This is a genomic window from Paraburkholderia sp. 35.1, assembly GCF_050436525.1.
GTDB lineage: Bacteria > Pseudomonadota > Gammaproteobacteria > Burkholderiales > Burkholderiaceae > Paraburkholderia > Paraburkholderia tuberum.
Genome location: NZ_JBNDMJ010000002.1, coordinates 661071 through 678482 on the forward strand (window position 1 = coordinate 661071; position 17412 = coordinate 678482).

General features: G+C 62.5%; 17 protein-coding genes and 1 pseudogene. 5 read left to right on the top strand and 13 right to left on the bottom strand.

Going from position 1 to position 17412, the window contains the following annotated elements:
- The first annotated feature begins 31 nt into the window (after positions 1-31).
- Both OKW27_RS08885 and OKW27_RS08890 read left to right on the top strand, forming a co-directional pair.
- Entirely contained in the window at positions 32-904 is an 873-nt protein-coding gene (locus OKW27_RS08885; RefSeq protein ID WP_429333237.1) for an AraC family transcriptional regulator, read from the top strand.
- Positions 905-1277: 373 nt separating this feature from the next.
- Positions 1278-2642, top strand: a complete 1365-nt coding sequence (locus OKW27_RS08890) for an MFS transporter (RefSeq protein ID WP_429333238.1) — start codon at positions 1278-1280, stop codon at positions 2640-2642.
- Positions 2643-2703: 61 nt separating this feature from the next.
- On the opposite strand, the gene OKW27_RS08895 is transcribed toward OKW27_RS08890, so the two are convergent.
- Both OKW27_RS08895 and OKW27_RS08900 read right to left on the bottom strand, forming a co-directional pair.
- Positions 2704-3537: an AraC family transcriptional regulator gene (locus OKW27_RS08895; protein ID WP_090807901.1), complete on the bottom strand. Its 834-nt coding sequence runs from the start codon at positions 3535-3537 to the stop codon at positions 2704-2706.
- Positions 3538-3582: 45 nt separating this feature from the next.
- On the bottom strand, positions 3583-5076 hold the full coding sequence (locus tag OKW27_RS08900) for a DHA2 family efflux MFS transporter permease subunit (protein ID WP_090807900.1): 1494 nt from the start codon (positions 5074-5076) through the stop codon (positions 3583-3585).
- A gap of 121 nt (positions 5077-5197) precedes the next feature.
- Here OKW27_RS08900 and OKW27_RS08905 point away from each other — a divergent pair, with 121 nt between their 5' ends.
- The 3 genes from OKW27_RS08905 to OKW27_RS08915 are packed head-to-tail and all read left to right on the top strand — an operon-like array spanning position 5198 to position 5944.
- Positions 5198-5464, top strand: a complete 267-nt coding sequence (locus OKW27_RS08905; protein WP_429333239.1) for a DUF6402 family protein — start codon at positions 5198-5200, stop codon at positions 5462-5464.
- The gene (locus tag OKW27_RS08910; protein WP_429333240.1) at positions 5442-5570 is read left to right on the top strand and encodes a DUF6402 family protein; all 129 of its coding nucleotides are present in this window, start codon (positions 5442-5444) and stop codon (positions 5568-5570) included. The genes OKW27_RS08905 and OKW27_RS08910 overlap by 23 nt, the downstream gene beginning before the upstream one ends.
- Positions 5567-5944, top strand: a complete 378-nt coding sequence (locus tag OKW27_RS08915; protein ID WP_429333241.1) for a hypothetical protein — start codon at positions 5567-5569, stop codon at positions 5942-5944. Before OKW27_RS08910 ends, OKW27_RS08915 begins: the two co-directional genes overlap by 4 nt.
- An 88-nt stretch (positions 5945-6032) precedes the next feature.
- Here OKW27_RS08915 and OKW27_RS08920 read toward each other — a convergent pair whose 3' ends face one another.
- The 11 genes and pseudogenes from OKW27_RS08920 to OKW27_RS08970 form a co-directional block, all read right to left on the bottom strand.
- Positions 6033-7256, bottom strand: coding sequence for a dienelactone hydrolase family protein (locus tag OKW27_RS08920; protein ID WP_187611598.1), 1224 nt, complete (start codon positions 7254-7256; stop codon positions 6033-6035).
- A gap of 33 nt (positions 7257-7289) precedes the next feature.
- Positions 7290-8930 (bottom strand): AMP-binding protein, encoded by a 1641-nt coding sequence (locus tag OKW27_RS08925; RefSeq protein ID WP_429334571.1) that lies wholly within the window; start codon positions 8928-8930, stop codon positions 7290-7292.
- A gap of 84 nt (positions 8931-9014) precedes the next feature.
- Positions 9015-9410 (bottom strand): RidA family protein, encoded by a 396-nt coding sequence (locus OKW27_RS08930; protein ID WP_090807891.1) that lies wholly within the window; start codon positions 9408-9410, stop codon positions 9015-9017.
- Positions 9407-9850 carry an acyl-CoA thioesterase gene (locus tag OKW27_RS08935; protein WP_429333242.1) on the bottom strand — a complete coding sequence of 148 codons (444 nt, stop codon included), beginning with the start codon at positions 9848-9850 and terminating at the stop codon, positions 9407-9409. The genes OKW27_RS08930 and OKW27_RS08935 overlap by 4 nt, the downstream gene beginning before the upstream one ends.
- Positions 9847-11060, bottom strand: a pseudogene (locus tag OKW27_RS08940) (acyl-CoA dehydrogenase family protein). Before OKW27_RS08940 ends, OKW27_RS08935 begins: the two are co-directional and overlap by 4 nt.
- A 1-nt stretch (position 11061) precedes the next feature.
- Entirely contained in the window at positions 11062-11913 is an 852-nt protein-coding gene (locus tag OKW27_RS08945) for an enoyl-CoA hydratase family protein (protein ID WP_187611602.1), read from the bottom strand.
- 19 nt (positions 11914-11932) lie between these two features.
- Positions 11933-12493 (bottom strand): MarR family winged helix-turn-helix transcriptional regulator, encoded by a 561-nt coding sequence (locus tag OKW27_RS08950; protein ID WP_429333243.1) that lies wholly within the window; start codon positions 12491-12493, stop codon positions 11933-11935.
- Positions 12490-13263 carry an SDR family NAD(P)-dependent oxidoreductase gene (locus tag OKW27_RS08955; RefSeq protein ID WP_090807882.1) on the bottom strand — a complete coding sequence of 258 codons (774 nt, stop codon included), beginning with the start codon at positions 13261-13263 and terminating at the stop codon, positions 12490-12492. Before OKW27_RS08955 ends, OKW27_RS08950 begins: the two co-directional genes overlap by 4 nt.
- Positions 13260-15644 carry a bifunctional salicylyl-CoA 5-hydroxylase/oxidoreductase gene (locus OKW27_RS08960; RefSeq protein WP_429333244.1) on the bottom strand — a complete coding sequence of 795 codons (2385 nt, stop codon included), beginning with the start codon at positions 15642-15644 and terminating at the stop codon, positions 13260-13262. Before OKW27_RS08960 ends, OKW27_RS08955 begins: the two co-directional genes overlap by 4 nt.
- 232 nt (positions 15645-15876) lie before the next feature.
- Complete coding sequence (gene tssE / locus OKW27_RS08965; RefSeq protein ID WP_429333245.1) at positions 15877-16299, bottom strand: type VI secretion system baseplate subunit TssE; 423 nt, start codon at positions 16297-16299, stop codon at positions 15877-15879.
- 25 nt (positions 16300-16324) lie between these two features.
- Positions 16325-17410 (bottom strand): IS630 family transposase, encoded by a 1086-nt coding sequence (locus OKW27_RS08970; RefSeq protein ID WP_429333246.1) that lies wholly within the window; start codon positions 17408-17410, stop codon positions 16325-16327.
- Positions 17411-17412: the final 2 nt, after the last annotated feature.

Sequence of the window (17412 nt, forward strand, 5' to 3'; positions counted from 1 at the left end):
CGACCATATCGAAACTCGCACGATCCAGACCATGTTAGCTCACACAGACGCCGCCGCTGCCTACACGAAGCGCTTCGAAGCCGTTCTCGCCTATATCGATGCAAACCTCGAGGGCGATCTGTCGGTCGACGCGCTAAGCCGCATCGCAAACTTCTCGATGTTCCATTTTCATCGACAGTTTGTCGCGTATGTCGGTGTGCCCGTCGCACGCTACGTGCAGTTGATGCGCTTGCGTCGCGCGGGCCGCCGCCTCGCGTCGCAGGCGTCGTGCCCGGTTCTCGATGCCGCGCTCGATGCCGGCTTCGACAGTCCCGAAGCCTTCAGCCGTGCGTTCAAGCGTGCGTTCGGCTTGGCGCCGAGCGCGTTTCGACGACATCCAACATGGCAATTCTGGAGTGCGAGTTTTGTTGTTCCCTATGTTTCGAGGAAACTGACCATGCAAGTGAAAATCGTCGATTTTGCGGAGACCCGCGTTGCCGCGCTCGAACATTGTGGTTCGCCCGGACTCGTCAATGAAAGTGCGCGCAAGTTCATCGATTGGCGTATTCAAAGCGGACAATCACCGGTGGCGTCGAGCCGAACCTTCGGCGTCCCGCACGGCAATCCAGACACGGTGCCAGCGGATGAATTCCGTTTCGATATCTGCGGAGAGATCGACGAGCCGGTCGCGCCGAATCTCTATGGCGTGCGCGAGCTCGTGATGCAGGGTGGACGGTGCGCGGTGGTTCGGCACACGGGATCGACCGACCACATCGGCGAGACGATCTACCCGGTCTATCGCGACTGGTTGCCTTCGAGTGGGGAAGAGTTGCGGGACCATCCGCTGTTTTTCCACTACCTCAGCGTCTATCCTGAGACGCCGCTGGATCAGTGGCAGACGGATATCTACATTCCGTTGGTGTGATTGGGATGGGTGTAATGAGCATGTGAGATGCCTGCTAGTGCGAAGCAAGTCGCTCCCAATTCTTCGCGAATGCTCATGTCCGAAGCCGCGGTTCGCTCGAACTTCAATTCGATTTCGGCATCGGTATCAATTGCATTGAGCGAGTGTTGCCGGATTGCTAATCCGGCAAAAAATGCAATTTCGAAATGTCTCTCTGGAATAAAGCCCGGTCTCTGCGAATAGTGGTTCGGAGCCGGTTTTTCTCGCCCCGGCCGCCCAGCGATAACAGTAGGCGCAAAGCCGGTTTTCGCTGCACGTACCTCGCGTCCTCACGGGAACCACGCAATACCTCAAATGTCAAAGATGTCACCCTTCCATTTTGGGGAGATATCAAATGGCTGCCACGCAATCAGGGGCGGTGCCCCTCTCGGATGAGGAGGCTCGGCGCCAGTTGCGCCGTGCTGTCATCGCCAGCACGATTGGTACCACAATCGAATGGTATGACTTCTTCCTGTACAGCATTGTCACGGGTCTTGTATTCGCGAAACTGTTCTTTCCTGAATCGGACCCGCTCGTCGGCACACTGCAAGCTTTTCTGATTTACGCTGTCGGCTTTATCGCGCGGCCGGTGGGCGCGGCGATTTTCGGCCACTATGGCGATCGCATCGGACGTAAAGCCACGTTAATCGTGACGCTGTTGCTGATGGGACTCGCGACGTTCGCCGTGGGCTTTGTTCCAACCTATGCGACGATCGGTATCTGGGGGGCAATCCTGCTCACGGCGCTGCGCTTCATTCAAGGTGTGGGCGTTGGAGGCGAGTGGGGCGGTTCGGTGCTGATGTCGATGGAGTGGGCACGTACCAACAAGCATCGCGGTTTCATCGCGTCCTGGCCGCAGTTCGGCGTACCGGCGGGATTGTTCGTCGCGAATCTGGTGGTGCTTGCCATCAGTCAGATCTCCGGCAGCGCATTTCTCACCTGGGGCTGGCGGGTGCCGTTTTTCCTCAGTATCGTGCTGGTCGCGATCGGCCTTTATATCCGCTTGAGTATCCTCGAGACGCCTATCTTCGCGAAGCTGCTCGCTGAGCGCAGGATCGAAAAGGCGCCGATGCGTGAAGTATTGCGCCGGCAGCCGAAAGACATTCTTCTGTCGGCTCTTGCGCGTATGGCGGAACAGGCGCCGTTCTATATTTTCACGGCCTTTATATTCACCTATGGTGTGATGAGTCTGGGCGTCACACGCGATCTGTTGCTCACGGCAGTGCTGGCCGCTTCGGTGCTGGAATTCTTCACGATTCCGCTGTTTGGTCACGTGTCTGATCTGATCGGACGTCGACGCATGTATGTGATCGGTGCCGCTGCTGTCGGGCTATTCGGCTTCCTGTACTTTTTCATGGTTGGAACCCATAACCCGATATGGATCTTCGCGGCCATCGTACTTTCGCTGGTGCCGCATGCGATGATGTATGGTCCCCAAGCCGCGTTGATCGCCGAATCGTTCACGGGGCGCTTGCGCTACAGCGGTGCGTCGATGGGCTATCAGTTGGCTTCCGTCATCGCTGGCGGTCCGGCACCGTTGATTGCGACGGCGCTTTATGCTTACTTCCATTCGGGATTTGCGGTGGCGTGGTATGTCTTCGCGTGCGCGGTGATTAGCGTGGCCGCCGCCATGCGATTGGGCGATTACACGAATAAGGACATTTCGCGGGAATACGACGATGTGCATGCATTGCATGACAGCAGACATGCCACTCCGTGAACGATCAGGCGGATGGCCGGCCACAACGGCCATCCACAACGGCCATCCGCCGAATCGACCATCAACTTTTCAGCGGCAACCAGACTTCGACTCCACCCATCCCCGTCACCGGGTCGAACTGCTCGCCATACCGTTCGAAATGCGGCGCATCGGCAGGCACGTGCCCTGACGCGGGCAACCACTGATTCCAGATCGTATTCATCGTGCGACGAATGCCTGAGATGTGCTCGCGATGAGTGAACACCGCATACCGTTGCGCGGCGATGCGCACACGACTCAACTCTGGCGGCAATGCGGAAAAGTCGCTGACTTCGACGCCGCACATGTAGTCGAAGTTACCCAGTTCATCGGCGTTATAGCCAACGCCATAAGCCACCTTGCCGACCTGTCCCGGCACCCTGCCGTACCAGGCGCCAAAGCGCTGCCATTGGGATGGGATCGCCTTGCTGCTGTCGCACGTATAGCGCTCGCTCAGTCCAGCGACGAGAAACGGTCGCGCGTCTTCGAAGCGCGGCGGGTCCAGACGGGTGAGAAGGGTTTCGTCCATTTTGATCGGCTCCACGATGGTCAGGTTGTCGAGATGACCCCGCGCGCGCAGCGCGTCGGGCGTGAGCCCGAACTGTTCGCGAAACGCGCGCGTGAATGCTTCGTGAGAGCCGTAGCCGGCGTCGAGAGCGACCGCGAGGATGTCGGGCGCACCATCGGCCAGACGTCGCGCGGCCTCGCTCAAACGCCGTGCGCGAACGTAGCGCATCACCGGCATCCCGGTGGCCGCTTCGAACGCGCGCGCGAGGTGAAAGCGCGATACGCAGCCACAGCGGGCGATGTCGTCGAGCGTCAACTCGCCGGCGAAGTGGCTTTCGATATACCAGAGCGCTTTTCCAACCGGGTTCATCTCGGCTCTCATGTCAGCATGAAGCCAGCATAGTCAGCGGCGAACTCACGCATTTGATCGCGCTTGCGGTTTTGCAGCCGCGGCGGAGGGCCGAGACGATTCCGCCGCGTCACCATGCACGCCCGCGGCGCCACCCGCCTGCCCCGGCCTCAGCAACAGCCCACCCAGCACGCCGGCCGCCGCCGCAAAAACCGCCCCAAACAGAAACGCGACGTGATACCCGCTGTTCAGCGCAGCCGCCGCACTCGACGACGCCCGCATCGCCTCGCTACGCGCGGCGGCAAGACTCGCGAGCACCGCAAGCCCGAGCGCCCCGCCCATCATGAACGATGTATTGACGATGCCCGACGCGAGGCCCGAATCGGCGGGATCGACGTCGCTCATCGCGGCGAGCAGCAGCGGATTGAACGCGATGCCCGCGCCAAAGCCGAGCAGCAACATGCCGGGCAACACGTCGGGTACGAAGCTGCCGTCGACGGGCGCACGGGCGAACAGCGCAAGCCCGCATGCCGCGATCAGCAGGCCGGCCGCGAGCGGACGACGCAGCCCGAAGCGCATCACCACGCGCGCCGACAAGCCCAGCGAAAAGAGTCCCATGATCAGGTTCGCGGGCAGAAACGCGAGCCCCACCTGCAATGGCCGATAGCCGAGCACGCGCTGCAGATACAGCGCCGAAATAAAGAACCACGCGAACATCGCCGCCGCCCACAACACGCCGACCAGGTTCGCGGTCGCGACATTGCGCAAACGCAGCAGAGCGAGCGGCATCAACGGGTGTTCGATTCTCGCCTCGATTGCGAGGAACACGGCAAGCAGCGCTAGCCCGACGAACAGCAGGCCGAGCGTTTGCGCCGAAGTCCAGCCCGCTTCGTTGCCGTTGACGATCGCATAGACCGCCAGCATCAGCGATGCGGTCACGCTGAGCGCCCCGGCCACGTCGAGCCGTTCGCCGTGCGCGTGGCCGCGCGCGGCGGGCAGTAGCGCGAGGCACAGCGCGTACACCGCAATGCCGATCGGCAGATTGACCAGGAAGATCCAGTGCCAGCTCAGCAGGTTGGTGAGCAGTCCGCCGAGCAGCACGCCGATGCTGCCGCCGCCCGCGCAGACAAAGCCATACACGCCCATCGCCTTCGCGCGTTCGCCGGCTTCGGTGAACAGATTCATGATCAGCGACAACGATACCGCCGAGACGATCGCACCGCCCAGGCCCTGCACGGCGCGCGCGGCGACCAGCAGCACCTGCGAATTCGCGAGGCCGCAGGCGAGCGAAGCGAGCGTGAAGAGCGTAATGCCGCTGAGAAACAGCTTGCGGTGTCCGTACAGATCGCCAAGCCGTCCGCCGAGCAGCAGGCAGCCGCCGAACGTAAGCATGTAGGCGTTGACGACCCACACGAGCGAAGTTTCGCTAAAGCCGAGATCGGCTGCAATGGACGGCAGCGCGACGTTCACGATGGTCGTGTCGAGCACGATCATCAGTACGCCGAGGCAGAGCACGATTAGCGCGAGCCAGCGTTGCTTGCCGTGGAGGGAATGGGTCATGCGGACGCCCCTTTACGCGGATTCGGTCGATCACCGACGATGGGTTTTCGAGTCTAGCACCCGCACATTTAGCGTCCAACTACGAAATCCTGGGCGGCGGCGCTGCGCGAAGCAGCGCGCGGTGGCGGCTTCGAGCGGGAAGGAAGGCCGTACCAGGGTTGCAGAAATCTCAGGTATCTACGTTTATATTAAGGATAGTTACGACTTCACCGACAAGCCTGGCGAGGCGTCGCAATATCTTGGCCATTGGAGCAAAAACGGGGTGATCGTTCTGGCGTACAACGGCGCGATGTCATATCTGAACGAACCGCGATTGTATTTTTCCTATCCCGTTGCACTGGGGAACCCCGAAAGTCAGGGGCAACGTGTACTACCCGGTTCACAATAAGGACTTTAGAGAGTGGGCAATAAAACACCAGCGAGGAGGTGACTTCGTGATCTATTCGGATCGAAAGCTTGTTCGAATCGACCCACCGATCAAGGTGTATTTATGAAACCGGGGCGATCGATCGGATGGGGCGCTGTAGTGCTCACAGTCGCGTTTGCCGTGCTTCTTGTCGCGACGCACACCGATCACAGGAATGCGAGCGAATGCATCAAAAGCACGTCAAAAAACGGCCGCTACACTGCAGAGCGATGCCTGCTCCAATGGAGAGGCGGCAACGACCCGGCTTATCTCGGTCAGGTCTACGACGCCGCGTCAGGCAAACTGCTAGTGCGCAGAACCTTCAGCACACCGGTTCCTGAATTGATTTGGGTGGACGACGAAGGCGTTTCATTTTCCCGCGGCGGCGGCGACGCGTCGTTTATAAAGCTGCCGCCGTCATTCTATGACCGCATGATCGCCAGATTTTCGTCGATTGGATGATGAGTTTTTCGGTCTTGCATGCCGCGATTAATACGCGCTGCCGGCGCGAGTCATTCGGATGATGCACAGCGACGGCAGCACCACTTCTTTAAACCTTCGACTTACCCCCCATCAACCCATTCGACGGCAACGTCTCGTCGAGCAACTTCCTCGCACTTTCAATCCCCGCCACCGGCAAGCCCTCCGGATCGAGCAGCCCCACCTGCACGAGCACCGAAGCCTGATCCCAATAGATATGCTCGTTATAGAGCTTGTCACCGCGGAAGCACACCACGGCGAGCATCGGCACCTCGAAGTACTTGCCGGTCGGCGCGACGCCCGGCAGCAGCCAGTCGATTTCGCAGCTATGCGTGCAGCTGAAAATGAATTCGTCGACGACACGATCCGAACCGATCGTGCGCGAAATCGGAATCAGCTTCGTGTCGGGCGGATTCGAGTTGACGAAGTGATGGGTGTAAAAGCGCTTCAGATTGTCATGCCCGACGCCGCCTGTCATCGTCGGCACGTGATTGACGTAGGGCTCGGCGACCATCGTCGGCATCACCGCGTCGACGTCGCGTGTCGCGAACTCGTGATAGCAGTGCGCTTCCCACAGCGCGTTCAGATCGTAGACCGGACCGAGCACCTTGCGCAGCAGCGCGAGCGTGCGCGAGTACGCCATCATCGCGGCGGGCTTGTCGTACTGTTTGCGCTGCGGCGCGGCGAACGCGTGATCGCAGCCGGGGTACACGTATTGCTCGATTTGCGCTCGCGTGCGCAGCGCGGCGCTGATGCGCTCGCGCGTTTCGGGTGGGCAGTGCGCGTCGTTTTCAGGGAAGTGGAACACCATCGGGCAGTTGATTGCCGATACTTCGTCGAGATGCGCTTCGAGGCCCACGCCGTAATAGCTGACCGCGCAATCGACGTCGGTGCGCGCCGCGCTCAGAAACGCGAGCTTGCCGCCGAGGCAGTAGCCGACCACGCCCACCTTGCCGGCCTGCTCGGGCAGTTCGCGTAACGCGGCGACGGTGGCGGCGATGTCCTTGACCGCGACATCGGCGTCGAACTGCCCCAGATAGCCGAGCGCCTCTTTCATGTCGGCGTCGCCGTAGCCAAGCGCAATGCTCGGCTTGATGCGCCAGAACAGATCGGGCACGAGCACGACGTAGCCTTCTTCGGCGTAGCGATCGGCGCTCGCTTTCATCGTGTCGTTGACGCCGAAGATTTCCTGCAGCAGCACGAGCCCTGGGCCCGAGCCCTGCGCGGGCCGCGCGACGTATGCGTTGAAACGGCCGCCATCGTGGGCGACGACTTCGATGAAAGAGCCGGCCATGCAGTCCGCCTCCAGTCTCACGAAAGATAGGGGTTACGTCATCATGCGCAACTCGAAACGTTTGAGCTTGCCGGTTTCGGTGCGCGGCAGCGCGCCGACGAACGTGATGACGCGGGGATATTTATACGGCGCGACGTTATTCTTAACGAAATCCTGCAGCTGCGCGACCAGTTTATCGTCGGCGGTGTAGCCCGGGTTCACCACGACGAAGGCTCGCACGATTTGCCCACGCGTTTCGTCGGGCACGCCGATCACGCCGCATTCGGCCACCGCCTCGTGCTGCATCAGCACGCTTTCCACCTCAGGACCGGAGATGTTGTAGCCGGCCGACACGATCATGTCGTCGGCGCGCGCCTGGTAGAACACGTAGCCGTCCGCGTCGAGATAGACCGAATCGCCCGGCAGGTTCCAGCCGTCGCGCACGAAGCGCGACTGCCGTTCGTCGGCCAGATAGCGGCAGCCGGTGGGGCCGCGCACCGCGAGTTTGCCGATCGTGCCGGGCGGCACGGGTTGCATGTCGTCGTCGACGGCTTGCACGACGTAGCCCGGCACCGCGCGGCCGATCGCGTTCGGCCGGATTTCCGCGCCTTGCGACGAAACGAAGATGTGGATCAGCTCGGTGCCGCCGATACCGTCGATCATGTCGATGCCGGTCGCCTCGCGCCACTGGCGCCGCGTCGAATCGGGCAGCGCCTCGCCGGCCGACACGGTCTTCTGCAGCGACGAAAGGTCATGTTGCGCGACGAGCGGCGCCATCTGCCGATAGAACGTCGGCGCGGTGAACATCACGGTCGCATGAAATCGTTCGACCACCTCGAGCAAGGTCTGCGGCGTCAACTTTTCGACCAACACCGTCGAGGCACCGACGCGCAGCGGAAAGCACAGCAGCCCGCCGAGCCCGAACGTGAACGCGAGCGGCGGTGTGCCGCAGAAGATGTCGTTCGCGCAAGGCTTCAGCACATGACGCGGGAACAGGTCGCACATCGCGATCATGTCGCGATGGAAATGCATGCAGCCTTTCGGCGCACCGGTCGTGCCGCTCGTGAACGCGATCAAACAGATGTCGTCCGCGGCGGTGTCGCTGGCGGTGAAGTATTCGGGCTTGTTGACGGCGAGCGTGTCGAGCGAATCGGCGGAGTCGTCGTGAAAGCGGCGGGTCTGTTTCAGCACCGCGCAGTAGAACTCGTCCCGCGGATTCGTGCAGCGCTCGAGTTCCGCGCTCAGGCGCGCGTCGCAAAGCGCGGCGCTGACCTGCGCCTTCTCGATGATCTGCTTGAGCTCCTTCGCGCGCAGCAGCGGCATGGTCGGCACGACGACGAGCCCGGCCTTCAGCGCCGCGAGTGTGGCGACGGCCATCTGCAATGTGTTCGGTCCGCGCAGCAGCACACGGTTGCCGGGGCGCAAGCCCATTTCATCGACGAGCACATGCGCGCTGCGGTTGACCCGCGCGAGCAGTTCGCCGTACGTGGTGGCTTGCGGCTTGCCGTCCACGTCGGACCAGATCGCCGGCCGGTCGCGATGCCCCGCCTCGATGGTCCGCTCCAGCAGTTCGGTCGCGCAGTTCAGCCTCGGCGGATAGGCGACGTCCGGATTGTCGAGCAGCAAGACGGGCCATTGATCCTGCGGCGGAAGATTGTCGCGCGCGAAAGTATCGACGTGTGCTGACGGTTCCATCATGGTCTCCCGAGGCGTTGAGCCGGAAAATGCGCTTCGTTCGGTGTGAAGGGCTTGCCTGTGCGTTCGGTACCTGTACGACGTTCAGTACGGAATCACCGCGGTGGCTTCGATCTCGACCTTCGCGCGGTCTTCCATCAGCGCGACGACCTGCACCGCGCTCATCGCGATGTCGTAGTCGCCGATCAGCTCGCGAAACGCGCGGCCGATGTCCTTCAGCGATGCGAGATACTCGCGCTTGTCGGTCACGTACCACGTGAGGCGCACGAGGTGTTCGGGCTTGCCGCCCGCTTCGCGCAGCACGGCGAGCAGATTCTTCAGCGCCTGCTCGGACTGCTGCGCGAAGTCATCGGACTGGAACTGCGCCTGTTCGTCCCAGCCGATCTGGCCGGCGATGAACACCTGCGTGCCGCTCGCAGCGACGCCGTTCGCATAGCCGCGCGGTTTGACCCAGCCGGCGGGAAGGAGAGCCTGTTTCATGAGCGATGCGCCTCGATGGAGGGGGCCGATAGAGCGTACGCCGCGAGCGCGCTCGCGACATCGCCGGGAATATCGATGGATTTGCCGCTGTCGAACGATATGAACACGAGCACCTGTTTAGAGCGGAAACGCGTTTCGCCGTTGCAATGACCGTGAATCTCGATGCCGATCGAACTGCGGCCGATGGTTCGGACCTTGAGCGTGAGCAGGATCGTTTCGCCCATCTGGCTCGGCCGCGAGAACTCGCAGTCGAGCTTGACGATCGGCAGTCCGATGCGGCGCCGCGCGATCATGTGCGCGTAGTCGATGCGCAAGCCCTCGTTGAACCAGTCTTCGACGAGCACGTTGGTCATCACGAGGTACTGCGGAAAGAACACGATGCCCGCGGGATCGCAGTGCGAAAAGCGGATGCGTATGGGCCGCTCGAACGAAGTGCTCATTGCGCATTCCCGTTCGCGGCGGCATGCGCCCTCAACAGATCGCGGCCGACGATCAGCTGCTGCACCTCGGTCGCGCCTTCGTAGATGCGCAGCGCGCGGATCTCGCGGTACAGCATCTCGACCGCGCTGCCGCTTTGCACACCCATGCCGCCGTAAAGCTGCACTGCCGCGTCGATCACCTGCTGCGCGCCTTCGCTCGCGTGCCACTTCGCCATCGCGGCTTCGCGCGTGACGCTTTCGCCCTGGTCGCGCAGCCACGCGGCGCGATAGACGAGCAGCGCGCTGCTGTCGATCGTCAACGCCATCTGCGCGAGCTTCGCCTGGGTCAACTGGAAGTCGCCGAGCGTCTGGCCGAACATCTTGCGCGACGCCGCGCGCGCGAGGCCCTCGGCCATCGCATGACGGGCAAAGCCAAGCGATGCGGCCGCCACCGAGGTGCGGAAAATATCGAGCGTGCGCATGGCGATCTTGAAACCTTCGCCTGGCGCACCTAGCATCTGGCTCTTCGGCACGCGCGCGTTCGTGAAGCGCAGGCGCGCGAGCGGATGCGGCGCGATTACGTCGATGCGCTCGGCGATGTCGAGGCCCGGCGTCTGCGCATCCACGATGAACGCGCTGATGCCGCGCGCGCCCGGCGCTTCGCCAGTGCGCGCGAACACCACGTAGAAGTCCGCGATGCCGCCGTTCGAAATCCACGTCTTTTCGCCGTCGAGCACGTAGTGCTCACCCTCTTCGCGAGCCGCGAGCGCCATCGCGGCGACGTCCGAGCCCGCTTGCGGCTCCGACAGCGCGAACGCGGCGATCGCCGTGCCGCTTGCGACGCGCGGCAGATAATGCGATTTCTGCTCATGCGTGCCCGCGAGCGAGATCGCGCCCGAGCCGAGGCCTTGCATCGCCAGTGCGAAATCGGCGAGGCCCGAATAGCGCGCGAGCGTTTCGCGCAGCAGGCATACGGCGCGCGTGTCGATCGTGTCGCCGTGCCCGCCATAGGCGACGCCGCCGACGCCGTATTTCAGCCAGCCGGCGTGGCCGAGTTCGCGCACCAGCAGACGGCAGGTCGCATCGGTGTGTCGCCATGCTCGTCATGCGTGTGATGCGCGCGGCACCATGCGTCGATGCCTGCCGCGAGTTCGCGATGACGCGGCTCGAAAAACGGCCACGCGAGCGGGCTGTGCAAATCGATCGGGGTGTTCTGATGGTCGGCGCTCAATTCAGTCTCCTTCGAACACCGGACGCGTCTTCGCCGCGAACGCGTTGTATGCGCGCTCGAAATCGCGCGTGCCCATGCAGATCGCCTGCGCCTGCGCTTCGGATTCGATCGCTTCGTCGATGCTCATACTCCATTCCTGGTGCAGCATCTTCTTCGTCATGCCGTGCGCGAAGCTCGGGCCGGCCGCGAGATCGGCGGCGAGCTTCTGTGTTTCTTCGATGAGCGCGGCCGGGTCGCACAGGCGGTTGTAAAAGCCCCAGGCGTGAGCTTCGTCGCCGCTTGCCGAGCGGCCGGTGAACAGCAGTTCGGCGGCGCGTCCCTGGCCGATGATGCGCGGCAGCATCGCGCACGCGCCCATGTCGCAGCCGGCGAGGCCGACGCGCGTAAACAGGAACGCGAGCTTGCTGCGCGCGGTGCCGAGGCGCAGATCGGAAGCCATCGCGAGGATCGCGCCGGCGCCCGCGCAGACGCCGTCGACGGCTGCGATGATCGGCTGCGGGCAATGGCGCATTGCCTTGACGAGGTCGCCGGTCATGCGCGTGAACAGCAACAACTCGGGCATCGGCAGATCGATCAGCGGGGCGATGATGTCGTGCACGTCGCCGCCCGAGCAGAAGTTTTCGCCCGCGCCGTGCAGCACGACGGCTTTCACGTCGGTCGCGTACGCGAGATCGCGGAACAGGTTGCGCAGCTCCGCATACGATTCGAAGGTCAGCGGGTTCTTGCGCTCGGGACGGTTCAGCGTGATCGTCGCGACCTTGTCGCTCACCGACCAGCCGACATGCTTCGCCTCGTAGCCTGCCAGGGTCAGGCGGTTGCCGGACAACAGTGCGTCGGCGTTGGATCGTGTCATGTATTCCTCCAGTGCGAAGTCAGCCTCTCAGGCTGTCGAGCAGATGCTGCTTGAGCTTGCCGAGGTCCTGATGCGTCTTCATCTTTTCGTCGAGGCTCAGGCCGCCGAACAGTTCGACGACCCATTGCTCGTGCGCGACGGCCATTTTGTCGAAGGCCTTGCGGCCAGCGGGCGTCAGGCACACGCTGATCGAGCGGCGGTCGTTCGGATCGGTGTCGCGCGTGACGAGCCCTTCTTTTTCGAGCTGATCGGTGATGCCAGTGACGTTGCCGCCCGTCACCATCAAACGGCGCGATAGCTCGGTCATCTTCAGGCCATCGGGATGTCGTTCGAGCTGCGCCATCAGATCGAATCGCGGCAGCGTGGTGTCGAATTCGGTGCGCAGACGTTTGCGCAATTCGGCCTGGACGAGGTTGGTGGTGGTCAGCATGCGCAGCCACAAACGCAGGCCCATGTGGCTGTCCGCACCGGTGCTCATTTCGAGGTCCACGACGTTCTCCGCGGGTTGAGCCACGCCTTTGCGCGACAGCTTCGCATCCGATGCCGCCGCCGACTTTTTTGCATTCGTTGATTTGCTCACATCACTTCTCCACCCGAAATGGAAATGGATTGCCCCGTGATCGCATCCGAGCCGGGGCGGCACAGCCACAACACCGCGTTCGCGACCTGCTCCGGATTCACGAAGCGGCGCTGCGGATTCGAGCGCAGCAGCGTTTCGCGCGCCTGTGCTTCGGTGCGCGAGGTCTTGCTCGTGATCTGTTCGAGCGAGGCATGCAGCAGCTCCGTTTCGGTGTAGCCGGGGCACACTGCGTTGACCGTGATGCCGCGCGTCGCGGTTTCGAGCGCGAGCGAGCGCGTGAGACCGATCACGCCGTGCTTCGCGGCGCAATACGCGGCGACGTACGCATAGCCGATCTGCCCCGCGGTGCTCGCGACGTTGACGATGCGGCCATAGCCACGCTCGAGCATGCCGGGCAGGACGGCGCGCGTGCCGAGAAACACGCCAGTCAGATTCACGTCGAGCATGCGTTGCCACAGCGCGATATCGGTGTGCGTGAACGGCGCGGCCTGCGCCTGGCCCGCGTTGTTCACGAGGATATCGACGGCGCCCGCCTGCTCGAATGCGCGCGCCACCGAATCTTCTTGCGTGACGTCCACGCTGATACACGCGACGTCGCCGAGCGCCGCGCATTGCTCGCGCTGCGTGTCGAGGCGTTGCGCGTTGCGGCCCATCAGCGTGACGCGCGCGCCGGCGCGCAGCAGCGCCTGCGCGATGGCCGCGCCGATGCCGCTGCCGCCGCCGGTGACGACCGCGTGTTGTCCGGCGAGAGGAGTGTCCGAGGTGTTCACACGGTTCCTTCGGCGCGTTGCGCGCGTTGTTGCGCCGTGAGGCCGGCGTTGGCGATGGCCTGCGCACGCTCGCGTTCGAGGTTGCGTTCGAGCTGCATTTTCGCGGCGGTATAGGGTTTCGGCCACGCGACGTCGAGATAGCCGATCTTTGCCGCTTCGTTCAACGTCCACGACGGATTCGCGAGATGCGGACGCGCGATCGCGCACAGATCGGCGCGACCCGCCGCGATGATGCTGTTCACGTGGTCCGCTTCCGAAATCGCACCGACCGCGATCGTCGCGATGCCGGCTTCGTTGCGCACGCGATCGGCGAACGGCGTCTGGAACATGCGGCCAAACACGGGCTTTTCTTCCTTGCTGACCTGGCCCGACGACACGTCGATCATGTCCGCGCCGGCCGCCTTGAACGCTTGCGCGATCTTGACGGCGTCGTCGGGCGTGTTGCCGCCATCGACCCAGTCGTGCGCCGAAATCCGCACCGAGATTGGCTTGTCTTGCGGCCACACCGCGCGGATCGCGCTGAATACCTGCAGCGGATAACGCAGACGGTTTTCGAGCGGACCGCCGTATGTGTCGGAACGGTGATTCGTGAGCGGCGACAGGAAGCTCGACAGGAAATAGCCATGCGCGCAGTGCAGTTCGAGCCAGTCGAAACCCGCTTCGATCGACATGCGCGTCGCCTCGACGAACTGCTGCTCGATGGCGCGCAGTTCGTCATGTGTGGCTTCGCGCGAATGCTGGCTGATACCGCGCAGATACTGCTGCGGCGACGCCGAAACGAGTGGCCAGTTGCCTTCGTCGAGCGGCTGATCGATGCCTTCCCACGCGACGCGCGTCGAACCTTTCGCGCCCGAGTGGCCGAGCTGGATGCCGATCTTCGCATCCGATTGCAGATGGACCAGATCGACGATGCGTTTCCATGCGACCAGATGCTCGGGCGCGTACATGCCCGGGCATCCGGGCGTGATACGCGCTTCGGGCGACACGCAGGTCATCTCGGTCATCACGAGCGCGGCGCCGCCCATCGCGCGCGCGCCGAGATGCATCAGGTGATAGTCGCCGGCCACGCCGTTTACCGCCGAGTACTGCGCCATCGGCGACACCATCACGCGATTTTTCAGCTTGACGCCGCGCACCTTCAAGGGGGTGAACATCGGCGGAATCGAATGCCTGTCAGCTGCGCGCTCGACACCCGCGCGCTTCGCGAGCCAGTCCTCGAAACCGGACAGATACTGCGCATCGCGCTCGCGCAGGTTTTCGTGCGAGATGCGCTGCGAGCGCGTGAGCAACGAATACGCGAACTGTTCCGGCTCGAACGACGTATAACGATCGACGTGCTCGAACCATTCGGTCGAATTGCGCGCGGCGTTCTGGATGCGCAGCACGTCGACGCTGCGTACTTCGGTGTAGTGCTTCAATGCGGCGGCCAGATCGTCCAGGTGCGAACCCGGGTGCGCGCTGATGCTGTTCGCGAGTTCGATCGCGTCTTCGAGCGCGAGCTTGGTGCCCGAGCCGATCGAGAAGTGCGCGGTGTGCGCGGCGTCGCCCATCAGCACGATCGGCGTTCGTGTGCCGTTCGCGTTGCTGCGCCAATGCACCCATTCCTTGTTGACGACGCGCGGAAAACGGATCCATTGCGACGAGCCGCGCAGATGCGCCGCGTTCGACATCAGCGCGTTGCCGTCGAGGTACTTCGCGAACAGCTTCTCGCAGAACGCGATGCTGTCTTCCTTGCTCATTTCGTCGAGACCGGCGGCGCGCCACACGCGTTCCGGTGTTTCGACGATGAACGTCGAGGTTTGATCGTCGAAGCGGTAGGCGTGCGCCTGGAACCAGCCGAATTCGGTTTGCTCGAACGCGAACGTGAACGCGTCGAACAGCTTCTTCGTGCCGAGCCACACGAAGCGGCAGTCGCGCACGTCGATGTCCGGCTGGTAGGTGTCCGCGTATTTCTGGCGCACGAGGCTGTTCAGGCCGTCGCTCGCGATGATCAGGTCCGCGTCGTACGCGCTGTCGTCCACGACCTGGGTTTCGAACACGAGCTTCACGCCGAGTTCTTCGCAGCGCGCTTGCAGGATATTCAGCAGACGTTTGCGACCGATGCCGCAAAAACCGTGGCCCGATGAGCGCACGCTGCGGCCGCGAAAGTGAATCTCGATGTCGTCCCAGTGATTGAACGCGTCGAGAATCGCCTCGGCGCTCGGGGCGTCGGCGGCGCGCAGATTGCCGAGCGTCTGGTCGGAGAACACGACGCCCCAGCCGAAGGTGTCGTAGGGGCGGTTGCGCTCGATTACCATGACTTCATGGCCGGGGTTGCGTTGTTTCATCAACAGACCGAAGTACAAACCGGCCGGACCGCCGCCGATACAGACTATGCGCATGCTGGTTCCCCAAAATGAACTCTGCGGTGAGATTAATTTAGGTTTTGATAGTTTAGATGTCAAGTAAATTTCGGGGACGCGCAACAAAGCCTGCATCGAAGCAGGCGAGAACTAGGAGGGCTTGGGCTACGCCCGGAGAAAAGCGCATTCGACTTGCAGCAAAAATCCGCGACGAACTTTTTTTGCGCACCGCAAAGGTTTCTGGCTATCGGGTTCTTCACTCATCGAAGGGCTACTTTGCTTCAGTCTTCCGCTCAAGTCGCATCCGTCCCGGTGGCTCGAAGTACGTGCCCAACCGCACCAGGCCGGTCTTCTTCATGTGGCACGTCATCTCGAAGCTCACGAGCACGCCGGGGTCCTGATTGTCGATGATCTCGACGTCGATTGCGCGAATCCGGGGTTCGTACTTCAAAAGCGTTGCCTCCATCTGCTGCCTGAGCAGGTGGGACGAAGCGGGCAGTGCCTTGTAGATGTTCGTGAGGTCCGGCAGGCCATAATCGGGCAGGTGCTTGAGCGCGCCCGCGCGCGTGTTGAGGATGCGCCGCACATTCTGCTGCACGCTCATGATTTCGAGCGTTCTGTCGTCGTAGGCATCGAGCGGCTCTCCGCCGATCTGGCCAAGGAGCATGTCGTAAAGGGACGGGCCTGCTGGCATCGTGCGCATCTCCTAGTGGTCTGCGTCAAACGGATTGCATCTTATTCAGCTTGGTGCGGGCACGCGTGACTTTCGCCAGAATGTCGGAAGCTTTAGCGGTCCAGATGAAGGGTTTTGGATCACCATTGTGCTTTTCAATGTACTGCTCGATCGTGCTGACCAACTCGGGTACCGAGCGAAAGGCTGACCGCCGTAGCTGGTTCTCGGACAGATCACGAAAGAAGCGTTCGACCATATTGAGCCAGGAAGCGCTGGTGGGCGTGAAATGCATGTGAAATCGTGGGTGCTTGGCCAGCCACGCCTTCACCTCGGGATGCTTATGAGTGGCGTAGTTGTCGGCAATCAAATGTAGTTCCTTACCCTTGGGGGTGCTGCGATCGATCTTGCGCAGGAAGCCCAGCCATTCTTGATGACGATGCTTCGTCTGGCACTGGCCAATGATGCTGCCATCGAGCGTGTTCATCGCGGCGAACAACGTCGTCACACCATTGCGCTTGTAATCGTGCGTCATCGTCTGACCTCGACCTCGCTTCATCGGCAAGCCAGGCTGGGTCCGGTCCAGAGCCTGAATCTGGGACTTCTCGTCACAACTGAACACCAGTGCGTGCTCAGGTGGATCGAGATAAAGGCCGACGATGTCCTCCAGCTTCTCGGCAAAGTGCTTGTCGTTCGAGACTTTGAAGGTTTCTATCCGATGCGGCTTGAGTCCATGCGCCTGCCAGATGCGCCTCACGCTCGCCTCGCTGACGCCGGCCACTGCCGCCATGCTGCGCGTACTCCAATGCGTCGCGTTATCGGGACGCTGCTGCATGGTCATCGCCACGATGGCCTTGACCTTGCGCGCAGAGATCTTCGGCTTGCGCCCGGGTCGCGTCTCGTCCCGCTCGATCCCCGCCACACCGTCCGCGATGAAGCGCGCTCGCCAGCGCGCCACCGTGCCTCGCCAGATACCCAACTGCACACCGATCTCTTTGTCTGTGTGGCCCAGTGCCGCGAGCAATATCATCTTGGCACGCTCGGCCAGTCGTACCGGAACCCTCCGCCCAGCCGCCCACGTTTCCAATTGTTTGCGCTGGCCTTCGCTCAGCTCAACTTTTGCCGCGATTCTCATGG

What these genes read in the sequence shown, in the direction of transcription:
- OKW27_RS08925 (WP_429334571.1), bottom strand. Translation starts at nt 8,930, where the DNA reads ATGGAACCGTCAGCACACGTCGATACTTTCGCGCGCGACAATCTTCCG.
- OKW27_RS08900 (WP_090807900.1), bottom strand. Translation starts at nt 5,076, where the DNA reads ATGACCCATTCCCTCCACGGCAAGCAACGCTGGCTCGCGCTAATCGTG.
- OKW27_RS08895 (WP_090807901.1), bottom strand. Translation starts at nt 3,537, where the DNA reads ATGAACCCGGTTGGAAAAGCGCTCTGGTATATCGAAAGCCACTTCGCC.
- OKW27_RS08930 (WP_090807891.1), bottom strand. Translation starts at nt 9,410, where the DNA reads ATGAAACAGGCTCTCCTTCCCGCCGGCTGGGTCAAACCGCGCGGCTAT.
- OKW27_RS08890 (WP_429333238.1), top strand. Translation starts at nt 1,278, where the DNA reads ATGGCTGCCACGCAATCAGGGGCGGTGCCCCTCTCGGATGAGGAGGCT.
- OKW27_RS08885 (WP_429333237.1), top strand. Translation starts at nt 32, where the DNA reads ATGTTAGCTCACACAGACGCCGCCGCTGCCTACACGAAGCGCTTCGAA.
- OKW27_RS08935 (WP_429333242.1), bottom strand. Translation starts at nt 9,850, where the DNA reads ATGAGCACTTCGTTCGAGCGGCCCATACGCATCCGCTTTTCGCACTGC.
- OKW27_RS08960 (WP_429333244.1), bottom strand. Translation starts at nt 15,644, where the DNA reads ATGCGCATAGTCTGTATCGGCGGCGGTCCGGCCGGTTTGTACTTCGGT.
- OKW27_RS08920 (WP_187611598.1), bottom strand. Translation starts at nt 7,256, where the DNA reads ATGGCCGGCTCTTTCATCGAAGTCGTCGCCCACGATGGCGGCCGTTTC.
- OKW27_RS08970 (WP_429333246.1), bottom strand. Translation starts at nt 17,410, where the DNA reads ATGAGAATCGCGGCAAAAGTTGAGCTGAGCGAAGGCCAGCGCAAACAA.
- OKW27_RS08915 (WP_429333241.1), top strand. Translation starts at nt 5,567, where the DNA reads ATGAAACCGGGGCGATCGATCGGATGGGGCGCTGTAGTGCTCACAGTC.
- OKW27_RS08945 (WP_187611602.1), bottom strand. Translation starts at nt 11,913, where the DNA reads ATGACACGATCCAACGCCGACGCACTGTTGTCCGGCAACCGCCTGACC.
- tssE (WP_429333245.1), bottom strand. Translation starts at nt 16,299, where the DNA reads ATGCCAGCAGGCCCGTCCCTTTACGACATGCTCCTTGGCCAGATCGGC.